The 17,004-nt window shown below is 73.6% G+C and carries 15 protein-coding genes and 1 tRNA gene; 8 read left to right on the top strand and 8 right to left on the bottom strand.

Features of this window, described 5'->3' with window-relative positions:
• The first annotated feature begins 53 nt into the window (after positions 1-53).
• Together ACZ4VL_RS06730 and ACZ4VL_RS06725 are read left to right on the top strand one after the other, a co-directional pair.
• A complete protein-coding gene (locus ACZ4VL_RS06730) occupies positions 54-1,049 on the top strand; it encodes an aldo/keto reductase (RefSeq protein WP_468196665.1) in 996 nt (331 codons plus the stop codon).
• A complete protein-coding gene (locus ACZ4VL_RS06725; RefSeq protein WP_468196662.1) occupies positions 1,046-3,604 on the top strand; it encodes a helix-hairpin-helix domain-containing protein in 2,559 nt (852 codons plus the stop codon). Before ACZ4VL_RS06730 ends, ACZ4VL_RS06725 begins: the two co-directional genes overlap by 4 nt.
• Positions 3,605-3,687: 83 nt before the next feature.
• Here ACZ4VL_RS06725 and ACZ4VL_RS06720 read toward each other — a convergent pair whose 3' ends face one another.
• Positions 3,688-4,353 (bottom strand): hypothetical protein, encoded by a 666-nt coding sequence (locus tag ACZ4VL_RS06720; RefSeq protein WP_468196660.1) that lies wholly within the window; start codon positions 4,351-4,353, stop codon positions 3,688-3,690.
• A gap of 47 nt (positions 4,354-4,400) precedes the next feature.
• On the opposite strand from ACZ4VL_RS06720, the gene ACZ4VL_RS06715 reads away from it, so the two are divergent.
• Positions 4,401-4,589: a DUF5703 family protein gene (locus ACZ4VL_RS06715; RefSeq protein WP_360622827.1), complete on the top strand. Its 189-nt coding sequence runs from the start codon at positions 4,401-4,403 to the stop codon at positions 4,587-4,589.
• A 40-nt stretch (positions 4,590-4,629) separates the two neighbouring features.
• Here the strand turns inward: ACZ4VL_RS06715 and ACZ4VL_RS06710 are convergent, their stop codons facing one another.
• The 3 genes from ACZ4VL_RS06710 to ACZ4VL_RS06700 all read right to left on the bottom strand — a co-directional run bounded on the left by ACZ4VL_RS06710 (position 4,630) and on the right by ACZ4VL_RS06700 (position 7,291).
• Complete coding sequence (locus ACZ4VL_RS06710; protein WP_468196657.1) at positions 4,630-5,502, bottom strand: chaplin; 873 nt, start codon at positions 5,500-5,502, stop codon at positions 4,630-4,632.
• 100 nt (positions 5,503-5,602) lie between these two features.
• On the bottom strand, positions 5,603-5,836 hold the full coding sequence (chpH, locus tag ACZ4VL_RS06705; RefSeq protein ID WP_385422330.1) for a chaplin ChpH: 234 nt from the start codon (positions 5,834-5,836) through the stop codon (positions 5,603-5,605).
• Between the two features lie 129 nt (positions 5,837-5,965).
• Positions 5,966-7,291 (bottom strand): M20/M25/M40 family metallo-hydrolase, encoded by a 1,326-nt coding sequence (locus tag ACZ4VL_RS06700; protein WP_468196655.1) that lies wholly within the window; start codon positions 7,289-7,291, stop codon positions 5,966-5,968.
• Positions 7,292-7,455: 164 nt separating this feature from the next.
• On the opposite strand from ACZ4VL_RS06700, the gene ACZ4VL_RS06695 reads away from it, so the two are divergent.
• The 3 genes from ACZ4VL_RS06695 to ACZ4VL_RS06685 all read left to right on the top strand — a co-directional run bounded on the left by ACZ4VL_RS06695 (position 7,456) and on the right by ACZ4VL_RS06685 (position 9,577).
• Positions 7,456-7,543 (top strand) — tRNA-Leu (locus ACZ4VL_RS06695).
• Positions 7,544-7,640: 97 nt separating this feature from the next.
• A complete protein-coding gene (locus ACZ4VL_RS06690) occupies positions 7,641-9,125 on the top strand; it encodes an HNH endonuclease (RefSeq protein WP_468196653.1) in 1,485 nt (494 codons plus the stop codon).
• Between the two features lie 92 nt (positions 9,126-9,217).
• The gene (locus ACZ4VL_RS06685; RefSeq protein WP_468196651.1) at positions 9,218-9,577 is read left to right on the top strand and encodes a zinc ribbon domain-containing protein YjdM; all 360 of its coding nucleotides are present in this window, start codon (positions 9,218-9,220) and stop codon (positions 9,575-9,577) included.
• 106 nt (positions 9,578-9,683) lie between these two features.
• Here the strand turns inward: ACZ4VL_RS06685 and ACZ4VL_RS06680 are convergent, their stop codons facing one another.
• The 3 genes from ACZ4VL_RS06680 to ACZ4VL_RS06670 all read right to left on the bottom strand — a co-directional run bounded on the left by ACZ4VL_RS06680 (position 9,684) and on the right by ACZ4VL_RS06670 (position 13,964).
• Complete coding sequence (locus ACZ4VL_RS06680; protein WP_468196648.1) at positions 9,684-11,120, bottom strand: amino acid permease; 1,437 nt, start codon at positions 11,118-11,120, stop codon at positions 9,684-9,686.
• A 283-nt stretch (positions 11,121-11,403) separates the two neighbouring features.
• Positions 11,404-12,957 (bottom strand): APC family permease, encoded by a 1,554-nt coding sequence (locus ACZ4VL_RS06675; protein ID WP_468196646.1) that lies wholly within the window; start codon positions 12,955-12,957, stop codon positions 11,404-11,406.
• Positions 12,958-13,019: 62 nt separating this feature from the next.
• On the bottom strand, positions 13,020-13,964 hold the full coding sequence (locus ACZ4VL_RS06670) for a hypothetical protein (RefSeq protein WP_361095916.1): 945 nt from the start codon (positions 13,962-13,964) through the stop codon (positions 13,020-13,022).
• A 239-nt stretch (positions 13,965-14,203) separates the two neighbouring features.
• On the opposite strand from ACZ4VL_RS06670, the gene ACZ4VL_RS06665 reads away from it, so the two are divergent.
• The gene (locus tag ACZ4VL_RS06665) at positions 14,204-14,629 is read left to right on the top strand and encodes an ASCH domain-containing protein (protein ID WP_468196642.1); all 426 of its coding nucleotides are present in this window, start codon (positions 14,204-14,206) and stop codon (positions 14,627-14,629) included.
• An 86-nt stretch (positions 14,630-14,715) separates the two neighbouring features.
• Here the strand turns inward: ACZ4VL_RS06665 and ACZ4VL_RS06660 are convergent, their stop codons facing one another.
• A complete protein-coding gene (locus tag ACZ4VL_RS06660) occupies positions 14,716-16,371 on the bottom strand; it encodes an FAD-binding dehydrogenase (RefSeq protein WP_468196640.1) in 1,656 nt (551 codons plus the stop codon).
• A gap of 83 nt (positions 16,372-16,454) precedes the next feature.
• Between ACZ4VL_RS06660 and ACZ4VL_RS06655 the strand changes: the two genes are divergently transcribed.
• The gene (locus ACZ4VL_RS06655; protein WP_468196637.1) at positions 16,455-17,000 is read left to right on the top strand and encodes an NUDIX hydrolase; all 546 of its coding nucleotides are present in this window, start codon (positions 16,455-16,457) and stop codon (positions 16,998-17,000) included.
• The last annotated feature ends 4 nt before the right edge of the window (positions 17,001-17,004 follow it).

The following is a 17,004-nucleotide window of genomic DNA, read 5'->3' as shown; positions in this document are numbered from 1 at the left end:
GACTGTAGCGCGCCCCGGTCCGCCGCGTCAGCGTCCCAGTAGTCTCAGCGGTCATGGAGCAGAGGCATCTCGGCCGCACCGGCCTGCGCGTGTCCCGGATCGGCCTCGGCACCCTGACCTGGGGCCGGTCGACGGACGGGCCGGACGAGGCGGGCGCCGCCGAGCAGTTGAAGACCTTCTGGGACGCGGGCGGCACCCTCGTCGACACGGCCGACGTGTACGGCGGCGGCGAGGCGGAGTACCTGCTCGGGCAGCTCATCGGCGGGCTGGTGCCGCGCCGGGAGCTGGTCATCGCCACCAAGGCGGGCGGTGTCGCGGACCCGGACCGGCGCTTCGACGGCTCGCGCGGGCACCTGCTGGCCGCCCTGGACGACTCGCTGGCCCGGCTGGGCACCGACTACGTGGACCTGTGGCAGCTCCACGCCTTCGACCCGGCGACCCCGCTGGAGGAGACCCTGCAGGCGCTGGACCTGGCCGTGAGCAGCGGGCGGGCCCGCTACGCGGGGGTGTCGGAGTTCAGCGGCTGGCAGCTGGCGAAGGCGGCCACCTTGCAGCTGGCCGCGCCGGGGGCGGGCCGGACCCGGCTGGCCAGCACCCAGATGGAGTACTCGCTGCTGCAGCGCGGCGTGGAACGGGAGGTGCTGCCGGCGGCGCTGGACCTGGGGATCGGCCTGCTGCCGTCGTCACCGCTGGGCCGCGGGGTGCTGACGGGCAAGTACCGGGACGGGATCCCGGCGGACTCCCGGGGCGCTTCGCCCACCATGGGCGCCTTCGTGGAGCCGTACCTGGACGAGGCGGCCGGACGGATCGTGGACGCGGTCACGACGGCCGCCCACGGGCTGGCCGTGACACCGCTCCAGGTGGCGCTGGCGTGGGTGCGGGACCGTCCGGGGGTGGCCGCACCGGTCGTCGGCGCACGGACGGCCGCACAGCTGGCGGAGGCGCTGTCGGTGGAGGCGCTTAGTCTTCCGGAGGAGATCCGCCGGGCACTGGACGACGTGTCGGCCCCGGTGCACCGCTACCCCGACCAGGACTGGAGCACGCTGTGAGTACGGACCGCCACGCCGCCGAGCCGGCCTCCCCCGGCCCGCAGGGCGAGGCCCCGAAGGCCACCGGACCCGCCGCCGCGGCGGCCGGCACCCCGGGCCCGGCCCCCGACGAGCCGCCGACGGCCGCCACAGCGCCCCCCGCCCCCGAGGCCCCGGCCGACACCGCGGCGGACGCGGGCGCCGAAGCCGGGGACGACGCCCCCGCGCCCGAGGCCGCCACCGCCGAGGCTGCGGAGCCCGCCCCGGAGACCGCCGAGGCCCCGGCCGAAGCCGACACCGACACCGCAGACCCGGAGGACGGCCCCGCCGCACCGGCCGGCGCCGGCGACGACACGGCAGAGCCGGAGAGCAGCTCCGGCCACGCGGAAGCTGCCGCACCCGCCGGCACCGGGGACGGCTCCGCCGAAGCCGGGGACGAGCCCGCGGAGGCCGAGAGCCGCTCCGACGGCACGGAGGCCGGCGCGGCCGGCGGTGCCGGGGACGACGCCGAGGCTGCGGACGGCTCCGGCGACGCCGCGGCCCCGCAGCTGAGCGAGGCCCAGGCCGAACTCGCAGCCCAGCGTGTGGAGCGCGAGCGCATCGCCCACCGCAAGGCGCAGCGGCAGGCCCCGGTCGAGGCCGGCGCCAAGCTCAGCGGCACGGCCGCCGACCTGCTGGCCGCCGTACGGGCCGTGGAGAGCGGGGAGAAGCCCTCCCCCCGCTACTTCGACGAGGCCCCGACCGCCCCGCGCAGGCCCGCCCCGGCCCCGGCCCCCTCGCCGGCGACCCCGCCCCGCCCCCGCCCGACGGCCGCGGCGGCCCCCGCCGCCCCTCCCGCGGCGAGCGTCGAGGCCGTACGGGCCGTCCTGGCCCGCGGCGGCGCCCCCGAGCAGCTCGCCGCCCCGGCCGCCTCCGCCCTCGGCGAGACGGCCGCCGAAGAGCTCGTGGAGAACCCCTGGCGGCTGCTGGCCGTGGCCGGGATCCGCCCGACCCAGGCGGACTCCTTCGCGCGGGCCCTGCTGGGCCCCGCCGCGGGCCCGGGCGACGAGCGGCGGGCCGCCGCCCTCGTCGGCTGGCTGCTGGAGCAGGCCGCCGTCAAGGGGCACACCGCGCTGGATGCGCCCACCCTGGAGTCGGCCCTGGCCCAGTACGGCGTTCCGCAGCCGGCCGAGGCCCTGGAGCAGTCCGTCGCCGAGGGCCTGGTCCTGGTGTTCCACGAGCCGCTCGGCGCGCCCGTCGCGCACGGCGAGGAGGGCGAGGAGGGCGAGGAGGGCGCCGAGGGCGAGGAACAGCCCGTACGGGTGCTGATGGGCCTGGAGACGTACGCCCTGGCCGAGGAGAGCCTGGCCGACGGACTGGCCCGGCTGGCCGGCACCTTCACCGCCGCCGCGGACGCCGCCGCCTGGCAGGAGGCCGCCACCGGCACGGGCGCCGACCTGATCCGCGCGGTCGCCGGGCACGGCCTGGTCGTCCACACCGGCGGCGAGGCGGCCCGCGCCGAGCCCCTGGCCCTGCTGGAGGCCGCCGGGAAGCTGGGCCTGCGCACCTGCCTGGCCGCGCACGCGCCGGCGCCCGCGCCCGCGCACGCGCCCGCGCCGGCGACCGCGCAGGGTGCCTTCACCGTGGCCGGGCTGCTGGCCGGGACCGAGGGGCCGGAGCGGGACGCGGACGGGCAGTTCGCACTGGACCTGCTCGTGGTGCTGGACGCGCCGCAGCTGGACGTGGAGAGCGCCGCCGAGCTGGTCGAGTCGGTGCCGGACGGGGCCCGGCTGGTGCTGTCCGGGGACCCGGCGGTGCTCGGGTCGGCGGGCCCGGGGCGGGTGTTCGCCGATGTGCTGGCGGCCCGCGCCTGCCCCCAGGTGGTCTCCCGCATCCCGGATCCGGGCCCGCTCGGCGAGCTGGTCTCGGGCATCGGGATCGGCGAGCTCAACCAGGTCGAGGCCCCCGGCAAGGAGGTCGTCATCGTCCCCGTGCGCGACGCCGGGGAGGCGGTGCACCGCACCGTGCAGCTGGTGGCGGAGTCCGTGCCGCGTGCCTTCGGGATCGCCGCGGACGGCATCCAGGTGATCACCCCGGGCCATGGCGGCCCGGCGGGCACCCGGGCGCTGAACGCGGCGCTGAAGGAGCGGCTGAACCCGGGGCCGGCCCGGTTCGACGGCTTCGACCCCGGCGACCGGATCGTCCACGTGCCCTCGCCGGGCCGGGCCGTTCCGGGCCGGGTGGTCTCGGCGGACGCGCAGGGCCTGCACCTGGAGACCGCGGGCGGGCGGATCGTCGTACCGAAGGAGCAGGTGGCGGCGCAGGTGCGGCACGGCTGGGCGGTGACGGCGCACCAGGCCGTCGGCATGCGCTGGCCGGCCGTGGTCGCCGTCCTGCCGGGCGATGCGGCGCCGGCGCTGTCGCGGGACTGGGTGTACACGGCGTTCGGCCGGGCCGAGCGGCACCTGTCGGTGGTGCACGGGGTCGACCAGGCGCTGCCGCACGCCGTCGCGGAGGTGCTGCCGAAGCCGCGTACGACCAGGCTGGCGGGCCTGCTGCGGACGCTGGCGGCGGCGGCCGCGGAGCAGCCGGAGTAGCCGGCAGCGGCTGTCCGAGCGGACGAGCGCGGCCCCCGCCCTGCCCGGGCGGCGGCCGCGTCGCGTTCCGGCCCGGGGACGGATCAGGCGGGGGCGAAGCCGGGCTCCGCCGCCTCGTCGTCCTCGTCCGCTTCCTCGTCCGCCTCCTCGTCCTCGTCGTCGAAGACGGAGCTGACGTCGAAGCGGTGCAGCACGTCCTGCGGATCGGTGTTCTGGAAGGGCGAGCCCAGCCATTCCCCCGGCTCCGCGGCCTCGCGCGAGGCGGCGACCCAGAGGGTCGAGTCGCCCTCCTCCAGGCCGAAGTCCTTGGCGCGCGACGCGATTTCGTCGGGCTCGTACTCCCCGAAGAGGACGCCGAGCGCTCCCGCGGTGCCGCCGTCGTGGACGAGTTCCGCCTCCCTGTCGTGCGCCGCGACCCGGTCGGCCTGGGCGATCAGCCGCGCGGGCTTGGCGACGGTGTAGTCGCGGCGGATGAGCACGCTGAACGCGGCGGGCTCCGCCGGGCCGCGGTACGGGGCTCCGTCCTCGGGCGTGGGGATCTCGAACGGCGTGACCTCGTCGTACCGGTCGTAGAGCAGTTCGTCGTACTCCTCGGCGGCGGCGGCGAGTTCGTTGAATGCGGCGTAGACGGCCGGATCCTCGTCCCCGATCCTGCTCTCGACCGCGGCGAGGTGACGGTCGATGGCGGCCTTGACCGCCTCGGCGGCGGCGCGTACCTCGGCAACAGTGGGCAGAGCGGCATCAGACATAGTGCAGACGCTATCCGTAGCGGGGCCGTGCCCGCACAATAGATGCGATGCCGGAATACGAATTCGTCGACGTGTACGTGCCCCGCGGGGTTCCCCGCAGCGAGGCGACCCGACTGCTGACCGACCATGCCGAGTACGGGCACTGGGAGCTCGACCGGCTGACCCTCCACCGGGACGGGAGCCGGCGCGTGCGGCTGCGACGGCGGATCATCCGTCAGGTCCGCGCCACCTGGTGACGCGGGCCCCGGGGTGCGGGGCCCGCGTCGTGAGGGCCCGTCAGGCCGTGGAGCGGGCGCGCCGGTAGAGGAGCGCGCCGGCCAGCAGCGTCCCGGCGGCGAGTGGAAGCCCCACGCCGAGGACGTCACCGGCACCGGTCGCCGCGAGCCCCGCCGGCCGCGCCGACGCGACCCCGACCCCGGTCCCCGGCGTACCCGGGTGCCCGGGAGTACCGGGCTGACCGGGCTGCGCCGGCGTACCCGGCTGACCCGGGGTACCGGGCTGGCCGGGCTGGCCGGGCTGGCCGGGCTGGCCGGGCTGGCCGGGCTGGCCCGGAGTACCCGGCTGGCCCGGCATACCCGGAGTGCCGGGCTGCCCGGGCGTGCTGGGCTGGCCCGGGGTACCAGGCTGGCCGGGCGTGCCGGGCTGACCCGGAGTACCAGGCTGGCCGGGCTGACCCGGAGTACCGGGCGTACCCGGCTGCCCGGGGGTGCCGGGCGTTCCCGGCTGACCGGGCGTGCCGGGCTGACCGGGCGTACCCGGGGTGCCGGGCGTACCCGGGGTGCCCGGGTGCTCGCTCTCGTCGCACGGCTCGTCCGGCCCGCCGGGCTGGCCCGGCTGGCCGGGGTGGCCCGGCTGGCCGGGGTGGCCCGAGTGGCCGCCGGCCCGGCCCGGCTTCGCCGATTCGTTGGAACAGCGGTTCCCGAAGGCCGGGTTGAGGCCCCCGACGACCGTGACCGTGTTCCCGCAGGCGTTCACCGGGACTTCCACGGGCGCCTGGACGTTGTTCCCGGACAGCACGCCCGGGGAGTTCGCGGCACGGCCGGCCGCGCCGGAGTCCGCGTGCGCGTATCCCCCACCCAGCGCGAGCACGCCTCCTGCCGCCGCCATGGTGATCAGGGTCTTCCTGGTGACCGCTGCCTGTCGTCGCATCTGTGTGTTCCCCCAGCTGAAAAAGACGAACGGCCGGGCCCTGAAGCCCGGCGGCCCCGGAACGCTGGAATGCGTTCCGGGGCCCAAGACTTCAGATGCGTCAGGCGTTGACGCAGGTGTTGCCGAAGGCCGGGTTCAGCAGGCCGACAACGTTGATGGTGTTGCCGCAGACGTTCACCGGGATGTGGACCGGGACCTGGACGACGTTGCCGGACAGGACACCGGGGGAGCCGATGGCCGCACCCTGGGCGCCCGCGTCGGCCACGGCCAGACCCGCACCCGCGAGAACCAGACCACCGGTGGCGGCAGCAGCGGCCACAACCTTCTTGAGCATTGTTCCTCCTAGTAGGCAATGCGGTCCCAGCCGCGGACCGCACCACCTGTAACGAGGAGGGATCACCGGGGCTACGAGCGTATGAGCGCATTCACTCTTCTCAGTGGAATGCGCACACCTTCGCGATTCTCAGCAGTTGTCGATGAATCGGTCGAGCACCCGTACGCCGAACTTCAGCCCGTCCACCGGCACCCGCTCGTCCACACCGTGGAACATGCCCGCGAAGTCCAGCTCCGGCGGCAGCTGCAGCGGCGCGAAGCCGAAGCAGCGGATGCCGAGGTCGTCGAAGGACTTGGCGTCGGTGCCGCCGGAGAGCATGTACGGGACCGCGCGCGCGATCGGGTCCTCCGCCTTGAGGGCGCCCTGCATGGCGTCGACGAGCCGGCCGTCGAAGTCGGTCTCCAGGGCCTTGTCGCCGTGCACGTCCTCCCGCTTGACGCGCGGGCCGAGGATCCGGTCGAGGTCGGCGAAGAACTCGTCCTCGTAGCCGGGCAGGAAGCGGCCGTCCACGTGGGCGGTGGCCTGGCCGGGGATCACGTTCACCTTGTAGCCGGCGCCCAGCATGGTCGGCGCGGCCGAGTTCCGCAGCGTGGCCCCGACCATCTTGGCGATGCCGCCCAGCTTGGCGAGGGTGGCGTCCATGTCGTCGGGGTCGAGGGGGGTGCCCAGCGCGTCCGAGAGTTCGTCCAGGAAGGACCGCACGGTCTTGGTGACGCGCACCGGCCACTGGTGGCGGCCGAGCCGCCCCACGGCCTCGCAGAGCTCCGTGATCGCGTTGTCGTTGTTGGTCATCGAGCCGTGGCCCGCCGTGCCCTCCACGGTGAGCCGCATCCAGTGCATGCCCTTCTGGGCGGTCTCCACCAGGTACAGCCGCAGGTTCTCGTTGACGGTGAAGGAGAAGCCGCCGACCTCACCGATGGCCTCGGTGACACCCTCGAGGAGCCCGGGGTGCTTGTCCACGAGGTACCGGGCCCCGTACAGGCCGCCCGCCTCCTCGTCGGCGAGGAAGGCGAGCACGATGTCCCGCGGCGGCTTGCGGCCGCTGCGCAGCCGGTCGCGGACGACGGCGAGCGTCATCGCGTCCATGTCCTTCATGTCGACGGCGCCGCGGCCCCACACGCACCCGTCGGCGATCTCGCCGGAGAACGGGTCGTACGTCCAGTCGGCGGCGTTCGCCGGCACCACGTCGGTGTGGCCGTGGATGAGCAGGGCGGGACGGGAGGGGTCCTCGCCCTCGATCCTGGCGACGGTCGAGGCCCGCCCCTTGTGGGATTCGAGGATCTGCGGCTCCAGCCCGACCTCGGCGAGCTTCTCCGCGACCCACTCGGCGGCCCGGCGCTCGCCGGGGCCGGAGTGGTCCCCGTAGTTGCTCGTGTCGATCCGGATGAGGTCCCTGCAGAGGTCGACGACCTCGTCCTCGCCGGAGACGGTCCTGCCCGCGCTCGACTGGCTCACGCTGCTTCCTCCCACTGGTCGGTCCGACTGCCTCCCCATCCTCCCGCTTCGGCCCGCTCCGCCCAAGGGCGATCCCCGGCCGCGAGGGGGGTGATCGAGCACCCCGGAATGTTTGGTAATGTTTTCCACGTCGGAACGGCCAAGGGCCGCGAGACAGACACCTAGTCCGGGTGGCGGAATGGCAGACGCGCTAGCTTGAGGTGCTAGTGCCCTTTATCGGGCGTGGGGGTTCAAGTCCCCCCTCGGACACCAGCTAAGACCCCAGTTCATCTGGGGTCTTTCTGTTTCTCCGGCCCCGGGCCGACCGCTGCACACGCCCGCTGTCAGGGGCCGCGCCTACTGTGCGTCCATGGAAGCTGACACAGGGGAACCGGCGACGGCTCGGAGCTCGGCCCGTCCCGGGGTCGCGCAGGACGCAGCCTTACCCGACAGGCCGGGAGCCGATACGGAGCCGACGGCCATCGCGCTGTACCACGACATGCGGGTCGAAGAGGACTTCGCCAAGTGCGCCACCCGCCTCTTCTCGATCCTCAAAAAAGCCGCGGCGACGAGTCCCGGCACGCCCCGCCACCTCTACCTGGACGTCCAAGGGCATCGCAACGCCGCCGGCGGGTACGACGGCGATGCCCTGGAGATCATCCACGAGTTCCTCCTGGGGTTCCTCCTCCCGTACCTCACAGAGATCGGGACACCGCTCTACCGTGCGAGGAACCCCGGGCGGCAGCGTGAGGACCTGCCCGACGTCCTCGACATACGAGACCCCGACCGTGAACACGACTACGATCACCGCGGGTTGCGCGTACGCAACCGGGACGGCAACCCTCACCCGCGCCGATCGAGACCTCCGGTCCGGGCCATCGCCGACTACCTCGGCCTCGACGAGCCGATATGCCTGATCTGCTGGCAGGCGCCCGCAGAAAGGGCCCACGTGGTCCCGGAGTCGCTCGGCGGCTCCAATGACGTCCGCAACTTCGCCCTCCTCTGCCCCCGCCACCACCACGAGGCACCCGATGTCGCGGACGCCGAGGCGTTCTGGTCCTGGGTGGACTACGCCTGCGAACGCGACGGCCACATGAAATGGGAAGGCGTGGAGCCGGAGGTGCTGGCCCGGGCAGAACGCGCCGGCCTCCGCATCGACACGTCGGGGCCGGTACGGAAGAGCCTGCACCATTTCGACCGGGTCCGTGACGAACTGGTGCGCCATTACGGCTGGGGCCCGGAGGACTTCGCCGGCGGCGACCACTGGGGAGCACTGATGGCAGAGTTCCACACGGTGATGGACGCGGCGACCAGCACTCATTTCAACGTCCCCAAGAAGGCGTCCACCGAGGCTTGGGCCTTCGAAATGGCCCGCAAACGCGTGAGGGACACGATGGCGGAGCACGGGGCCGACGATGACCGACCGGCGGCGCCGAGCCTTCCGTCGGTCGGTCTGGCGGAACGGACGGTGCGCAAGCCACCCGGCAGTGGTGCTGCGCAGAGCCTGGTCGAGGCCGCGCGGCGTGCGGACATCGCAGCGGAAGCGGCGGCACTCGTGCGCGACCTCATCGGATCCGCGGGGGTTTCCAGCGCCGAGGAGGTGCTGCGGGGCATCCAGGAGGAGGTGGCGGACCGCAGCGCGCAGGTCGAGCGGCTGGCCGATGAGCTGGTGGACCACGCGACCTGCCGACATTGCGGCCACGCCATCGCCCGTATCGGGGAGGCTTCCTGGCGCCATGCCACTGCGGCGCCCATGTCCCGCGGCTGCCGGGCCGCCAGTTTCGACCGGGACGGCACTTGGGACGATTCCCTCGACCGGGCATGGAAGGCGAGTCCACCGAAGACGCATCGGTGATCCCTCCGCATCCCGCTTCGCGTGGGGTCGGCCGCCCCTCCCGGCTCCTCCCCGGAGCGGCACCGCCGCTGGGGCGGGACTACGCTGGGGGTGTGATCGAGAATCTTCCCCCTTGCCCGAAATGTTCCTGTGCGTACACCTATGAGATGAACGCGCTCGTGGTCTGCCCCGAGTGCGGCCACGAGTGGGTCCCCGCCGAGGAGGGGGCCCCCGACGCGGACGCGGCCGGCGAGCGGGTCGTCCGGGACTCCGTCGGCAACGTCCTGCAGGACGGGGACACCGTCACCGTCGTCAAGGCGCTCAAGGTGAAGGGGAGCGCCTCCGGCATCAAGGCCGGCACCAAGGTGCGCAACATCCGCCTCGTGGACGGCGTCGACGGTCACGACATCGACTGCCGCATCGAGGGCTTCGGAGCCATGCAGCTGAAGTCCGGCGTGGTGAAGAAGGCCTGAGCCGGGCCCTCGGCGGGGCGTGGACCCCGCGGGGACCCGCGAGACCCGCGAGGACGACGAAGGACCCCCTGCCGGGCCGGCAGGGGGTCCTTCGTCGTTCGGGGTGTCAGCGCTGGGCGGCGATCTCCGCCACCCGGCGGCGGACCAGGTACCAGCCGCCGACGAACAGGGCGGCGATGACCGGGACGCACAGGACCGTGGTGCGGCCCACGCCACCGTCACACCACATCAGGACCAGCACCGAGACGAGGAAGACCAGGGTGATGATCTGGGTGTACGGGGCCCAGGGGAGCCGGTAGTGCGGGCGCTCGACCAGGCCCTGCTGCGAACGGCGCCAGAAGAACAGCGAGCAGATCATGACCATCGCCCAGGTGCCCAGGATGCCGAGCGAGGCGAAGTTCAGGACGAGCTCGAAGGCGTCCGCCGGCATGAGGTAGTTCAGGCCGACGCCGGCGAGGCCGAAGGCGGCGGTGAACAGGACGCCGCCGTAGGGCACCTTGCCCTTGTTCATGCGGGCGGTGAACTTCGGGGCGGAGCCGGACATGGCCATCGAGCGCAGGATGCGGCCGGTGGAGTACAGGCCGGAGTTCAGGCTGGAGAGGGCCGCGGTCAGCACGACGAGGTTCATGATGCCGGCGGTGCCGGGGATGCCGAGCTTGTCGAAGACGGTGACGAAGGGGCTCTGGTCCGAGGAGTACTCGGTGTACGGGAGCAGCATCGCGAGCAGGACGACGGAGCCGACGTAGAAGAGGCCGACGCGCCACATGATCGAGTTGATCGCCTTCGGCATGATCTTCTCGGGGTTCTCGGTCTCGCCGGCGGCGACGCCGCACAGCTCGACGGAGGCGTAGGCGAAGACCACGCCCTGGACCACGAGGAGCATCGGGAGGACGCCGGAGGGGAAGATGCCGCCGTTGTCGGTGATGGTGGACAGGCCCGGGGTGTGGCCGCCGATGTCGTGGCTGGTGGCGACCAGGTAGATGGCGACCACCAGGAAGATCGCCAGGGCGGCGACCTTGATGAGGGAGAACCAGAACTCCATCTCGCCGAAGTACTTCACCGAGATCAGGTTCGCGGTGAGGACCACGGCGAGGGCGATCAGGGCCAGGACCCACTGCGGGATGCTGGTGAACATCGACCAGAAGTGCGCGTAGGTGGCGGCGGCCGTGATGTCGGCCACAGTGGTCGTGGACCAGTTCAGGAAGTACAGCCAGCCGGCCGTGTAGGCGCCCTTCTCACCCATGAACTCGCGCGCGTACGAGACGAACGCGCCGGAGGAGGGGCGGTACAGGACGAGCTCGCCGAGGGCCCGTACGACGAAGAAGGCGAAGATGCCGCACACCGCGTACGCGATCGCGAGGGAGGGGCCCGCGCCGGCGAGCCGGCCGCCGGCGCCGAGGAAGAGGCCGGTGCCTATCGCCCCGCCGATGGCGATCATGTTGATGTGGCGGGACTTGAGGTCCTTGCTGTAACCCTCGTCACCTGCGTCGACGTGGGAGGCGGTGGCCGAGGCGGGGGCCTCGGTCAATGTGCGGTCACTCATGTGGGACTTCGCCTTCGTGGGTGGGACAGGCAGGCCCGGGCCGCCGTGCAGGGGAGCTGGGTGGTGTCACCTGTGCGGGGTTCCGGTGGTTTTTGTCGCCATAGGAGACCATGAGCCCCGGCCGTGGCCAAAACCCGCCCCCGAGCACAAAGGCCCCCGACGACCTTGGAAACAGGTGTCGGGGGCCTCGTACGGGGGTGAAAGCGAGGGCGGTGGCCGTCTGTCGGACCGGTCCGTCGTGCGCGACCGTCCGGTCCGTCGCGCGGTCCGTCGTGCGGGGCGGTCAGTCGTGCGGGGCGGCCTCCGCGGCCTGGTCGAGCCGGAAGGCCTCGTTCCCCAGGCCGATCCGGGCGTGCACCTCGGGCTTGCGGCTGCGCAGCACGAGCCCGTACAACAGGCCGCCCACGGCGGCGGTGCCGATGATGCCGGGCAGCACCCAGCTGAGCACCGAACCCTCGCCGGCGCCGACCAGGACCCCGAAGTCCTTGACGGTGTACACGGCGATGCCGAGGAGGGCGAGGCCGGCGGCGCCGGCGGCGAGGAGCCGCCGGAGCTGGGCGGCGGCGGTGCCGCGGCGGACGAAGAAGGCGATGACGGCGACGGAGGCCGTGGCCATGAGAAGTGTCACGCCGAGGGCGCCGACGCTGCCCATCCAGGTGAACAGGTGCAGGACGGGCGCGGTGGGGTCGCCGTTCGGCTTGTCGTCGGTGACGGCGAACGCGAGGACGACGACGGCGGCGACGGCGGTCTGGAGCAGGGAGCCGGTGGCGGGGGCGCCGGTGCCCGGGTTGGTGCGGCCGAAGGCGGCGGGGAGGAGGCCCTCGCGGCCCATGGCGAAGGCGTAGCGGGCGACGACGTTGTGGAAGCTGAGCATCGCCGCGAACATGCCGGTCACGAACAGGACGTGCAGGACGTCGGTGAAGCCGGTGCCGAGGCGTTCCGCGGTGAGCTGGAACAGCAGGCCGGGGCCGGCCTCCGCGGCGGTCTTCACGACCTCGGCGGGTCCGGTGGCGACGGTGAGGGCCCAGGCGCTGAGCGCGAAGAAGAGGGCGACGAAGCCGACGGCGAGGAACATCACGCGGGAGACCACGATGTGCGGCTTGCTGGTCTCCTCGGCGTAGACCGGGGACTGCTCGAAGCCGACGAACGCGGCGATGCAGAAGCACAGGGCGGTGCCGAGGCCGGCGCCACCGAGCGTGGCCGGGTTGAAGGCGTGCAGGGACAGGCCCTGCGGGCCGGGGTCGGCGAGGGCGGCGACGTCGAAGACGACGACGAGGGCGCACTCGATGAGGAGCAGGACGCCGAGGACCCGCGCGTTCAGGTCGATCTTGAGCCAGCCGAGCGCGCCGGTGACGGCGACGGCGCCCAGGGCGGGGATCCACCAGGCGATCTCGGTCTTGAGGTAGGTGGCGAACAGGCCGGACATCTCGAAGCCGAGGATGCCGTAGACGCCGACCTGCATGGCGCTGTACGCGACGAGGGCGACCAGTGAGGCGCCCGCGCCGGCGGTGGGGCCGAGGCCGCGGGCGATGTACGCGTAGAAGGCGCCGGCGTTGTGGACGTGGCGGCTCATCTCGGCGTAGCCGACGCCGAAGAGGGCGAGCACGATGCCGAGGATGACGAACAGCAGGGGCTGTCCGACGATGCCCATCACGCCGAAGGTGGTGGGCATCACCCCGGCGACCACCATCAGGGGGGCGCTGGCGGCCAGTACGGAGAGCAGCAGGCCGGCGGTGCCGAGGCGGTTGGCGCGCAGGGCCCGCTCCTGGCCCTTGTACGTGCGGATCTCGGCGGTGCCGGGCGGGGTGCCGAGCGTGGTGGGTCTGCCCGTCGCCATGGGGTGTCCTTTCGGGGGAAGGAGGTCGAGCGGTACGGGGGTGGTGCGTCGGCGGCCCGTCGTCAGGTGCCGAGCGCGGCGTTGCGGGCGGCCAGGAACGCCTTGCGGGGGTCGAGGTCGGGGTAGGACCAGGGGGCCCGGGTGGCGTGGCTGCCGATGCGGTGGAAGAGGGCGGCGGCCTCGGCGGGGCGGCCCTCGCACAGCTTGGCGTGGGCGAGGAAGTTGAGGTCGACCCGGTTGCGGGGGTGGTCCTCGCGCTCCCACTCCAGCCACCAGTCGAAGGCGGCGCGCAGCACCTGTCGGGCGCGGCGGCTGGACCAGTGGGCGGCGGCGCCGTCGGGGGTGCGGCCGTGGGCGGCGGCGAGGACGCGGTAGCGCTCGGCGTGGGCGATGACCGGGAGGACGGCGAGCGGGGAGTCGGCCGGGGACTCCTCGGCGGCCCAGGCGGCGAAGTCGTACACCTCGTGGAGCGGGTCCTGGCCGGAGGCGGGGGCGTGCTCGGCGAGGCGGGCGACCATCAGGTGGTGGGCGTGGTGGTGCTCCCGGTGCCGGGCCCGGACCTGGTCGAAGTGGCGGCTGAACTCCTCCTGGGAGCCGAAGGCGCGGGACAGCATGAGCAGGCCGAGCCAGGGGGTGGGGTCGGCGGGCAGCAGGGCGGCGGCCCGGTGGCAGGCCTCCTCGGCGGCCTCCGGGGTGCCCTTGCGGCGCAGTGCGGTGAAGACGGCGGCGCAGGCGAGGAGGGTGGCGGCGTCGGCGCTGTCGGGTTCGGCGAGCAGCCATTCGTCGGCCCAGGCGCTCGCGGCCGGGGTCTCGGCGAGGACGACGATGCGGTGGCCGCGGCGGTCCCAGTCGTCCGCCGTGCCGGCCAGCAGGGCGCGGGCCCTGGCCCATCGGCCCTGGGTGAACTGGGTGCGGACGTCGACGAGCTCGGTGTCGCACAGGGCCGGGTCGAAGAGCTGGGCCTCCCGCTTGCGGGCGCGGCCGAGGGGCGGCGGAGGCGGGGACATCCGCGGTTTTCCCTCCAGGACACGGGCGCGGGCGGACGGTTCGGCACGTACGACGGAACGGGAACGACGGGGGCTGCGGGCGCGACACGGGATGATCACGCACAGCAAACCGGTAGGTACAGCTCCGAGTCAAGGTCCAGTCCACTGCGTGGCGCGTTTCAACTGGTGCTGAATGGCGCAGAGTTGAGGTTTCTGTTCCGGTTCGGGGCGGGTGTCGGAGCGGGCCGTAGGGTGGCCGCATGACGACCTACGAAGACCTTCCCCCCTATCTGCTGGGCTTCCCGGGGCCGCTGCGGGACGCGCTGGTGGCGGCCGTGCTGAGCGGCGCGAAGACCGCCACGACGGGCCTGCTGCCGGAGTACGAGGCCGAGGGCGAGCCGCTGCCAGAGCCGGGCGACCGGAGCGTGCTGGTGGACTCGGACGAGCGGGCGGTGGCGGTGGTGGAGGTCACGGAGGTGCGGGTGGTGCGGCTCGCCGACGTGGACCTCCAGCACGCGCTGGACGAGGGCGAGGGGTACGCGTCGGTGGCCGAATGGCGCGCCTCGCACGAGCGCTTCTGGCACAGCGACCCGATCCGGGAGGCGCTCGGCGATCCGGACTACACGGTCGACGACGACACCCTGGTGATCGCGGAGCGGTTCCGGATCGTCGAGCGGATCGGCTGAGACGGCGCGGCCACCGCCGCACGGCCCACGGCCGCCCGGCGCACGGCCGCCCGGCGCACCGCGCCTGCCCGGTGCACGGCCGCCGCTCAGCCCACGGCCGCCGCCGCGGCCCGGCCGGCCGCGCGGCCCGAGAAGATGCAGCCGCCGAGGAACGTGCCCTCCAGCGCCCGGTAGCCGTGCACGCCGCCGCCCCCGAAGCCGGCCGCCTCGCCGGCGGCGTACAGACCGGGCAGCGGGTCGCCGGACTCGGTGAGCACCCGGGAGGACAGGTCGGTCTCCAGCCCGCCGAGGGACTTGCGGGTCAGGACGGACAGCCGTACGGCGATCAGCGGGCCGGCCGCCGGGTCCAGGATCCGGTGCGGGGCGGCGGTGCGGATCAGCCGGTCGCCGAGGTACTTGCGGGCGCCGCGGATGGCGGTGACCTGGAGGTCCTTGGTGAAGGGGTTGGCGATCTCCCGGTCGCGGGCCTCGATCTCCCGGCGGACGGTCGCCTCGTCGAGCAGGTCCTGCCCGGTGACCGCGTTCATGCCGCGGACCAGGGCGGGCAGGTCGCGTTCGACGACGAAGTCCGCGCCGCGGTCCATGAAGGCCTGCACCGGCGCCGGCACCGCCTGCCGGGCGCGGTCGATGACGTCCCGCACGGACCTGCCGGTCAGGTCGGGGTTCTGCTCGGAGCCGGAGAGGCCGAACTCCTTGCCGATGATGCGCCGGTTGAGCACGAACCAGGTGTGGTCGTGGCCGGTCCGCATGATGTGGTCGAGGGTGCCGAGGGTGTCGAAGCCGGGGAAGAGCGGTACGGGCAGCCGGCTGCCGGTGGCGTCCAGCCAGAGCGAGGAGGGGCCGGGCAGGATGCGGATGCCGTGGCGGGCCCAGATCGGGTTCCAGTTCCCGATGCCCTCGGTGTAGTGCCACATCCGGTCGCCGTTGACGTGGTGGGCGCCGGCGTCCTCGGCGATGCCCAGCATCAGCCCGTCCACGTGCGCGGGTACCCCCGAGAGCATCCGCTGCGGCGGCGTGCCGAGCCGGGCGGGCCACTGCTTGCGCACGAGGTCGTGGTTGCCGCCGATGCCGCCGCTGGCCACGATCACGGCCTGGGCGCGCAGCGAGAAGGTGCCGACGACCGTGCGGCTGCTGGCGGTGCCGCGTTCGGCGGCGGACGGCTCCAGGAGCTCGCCGGTCACGGTGTCCAGGGCGCCCGCGGTCCGGGACAGCCCGGTGACGCGGTGGCGGAGGCCCAGCCGGACCAGGCCGCGGTCGGCCCCGGCGCGGACCCGCCGGGCGAAGGGTTCGACCAGGCCGGGGCCGGTGCCCCAGGTGATGTGGAAGCGGGGTACGGAGTTGCCGTGGCCGAGGGCGCCGTAGCCGCCCCGTTCGGCCCAGCCGACCACGGGGAAGAAGCGGACGCCCCGCGCGTGCAGCCAGGGCCGCTTCTCGCCGGCGGCGAAGTCGACGTACGCCTCGGCCCAGCGGCGGGGCCAGGTGTCCTCCGGCCGGTCGAATCCGGCGCTGCCGAGCCAGTCCTGGAGGGCGAGGGCGCGGCTGTCCTTGATCCGCATCCGGCGCTGCTCGGGCGAGTCGACGAAGAACAGGCCGCCGAAGGACCAGTGCGCCTGGCCGCCGAGGGACTGCTCGGGCTCCTGGTCGAGCAGGATCACCGTGCGTCCCGCGTCGACGAGTTCGGCTGTGGCCACCAGGCCCGCGAGCCCGGCCCCGATCACGATCACGTCTGCGTCGTACGTCATGCGAAGTCGTCCTCCGGTCGCTGGTGGGGCAGATCCTTGGCTACGGAGCGGTAACCCGTCAATGGCGGTGGTTGGATGAACCCGTGAGTGCTGCTGATGAAGTGCTGGACGTGGTGGACCGCGAGGACCGGGTGACCGGGCGGGCGCCGCGGGGCGAGGTGTACGCGCGCGGGCTGATCCACCGGTGCGTGTTCGTGCTGGCCACGGATGCGGCGGGGCGGGTGTTCGTGCACCGGCGGACCGCGTCGAAGCTGGTGTTCCCGTCGCACTACGACATGTTCGTGGGCGGGGTGCTGGGCGCCGGCGAGGACTACGCCTCCGCCGCGCAGCGGGAGGCCGAGGAGGAGCTGGGGGTGTCCGGGCTGGCACGGCCGGAACCGCTGTTCAAGTTCCTGTACGAGGGTCCGGGCGGGGCGTGGTGGTCGTACGTGCACGAGGTGCGCTGCGCGCTGCCGGTGCGGCCGCAGGAGTCCGAGGTGGCCTGGCACGCCTGGCTGTCCGAGGAGGAGCTGGCGGCCCGGGTCGACGGCGGCGAGTGGTCCTTCGTACCGGACGGGCTGGAGGCGTACCGGCGGCTGCGGGCCTTCCGTGCGGCCCGGAAGCAGACCGGGACGCAGGCCGGGACGTAGATTG

The organism is Streptomyces sp. NPDC029014 (assembly GCF_055564695.1).
The sequence above is the reverse complement of the archived record's forward strand: the minus strand, read 5'-3'. Positions and strand labels throughout refer to the sequence as shown.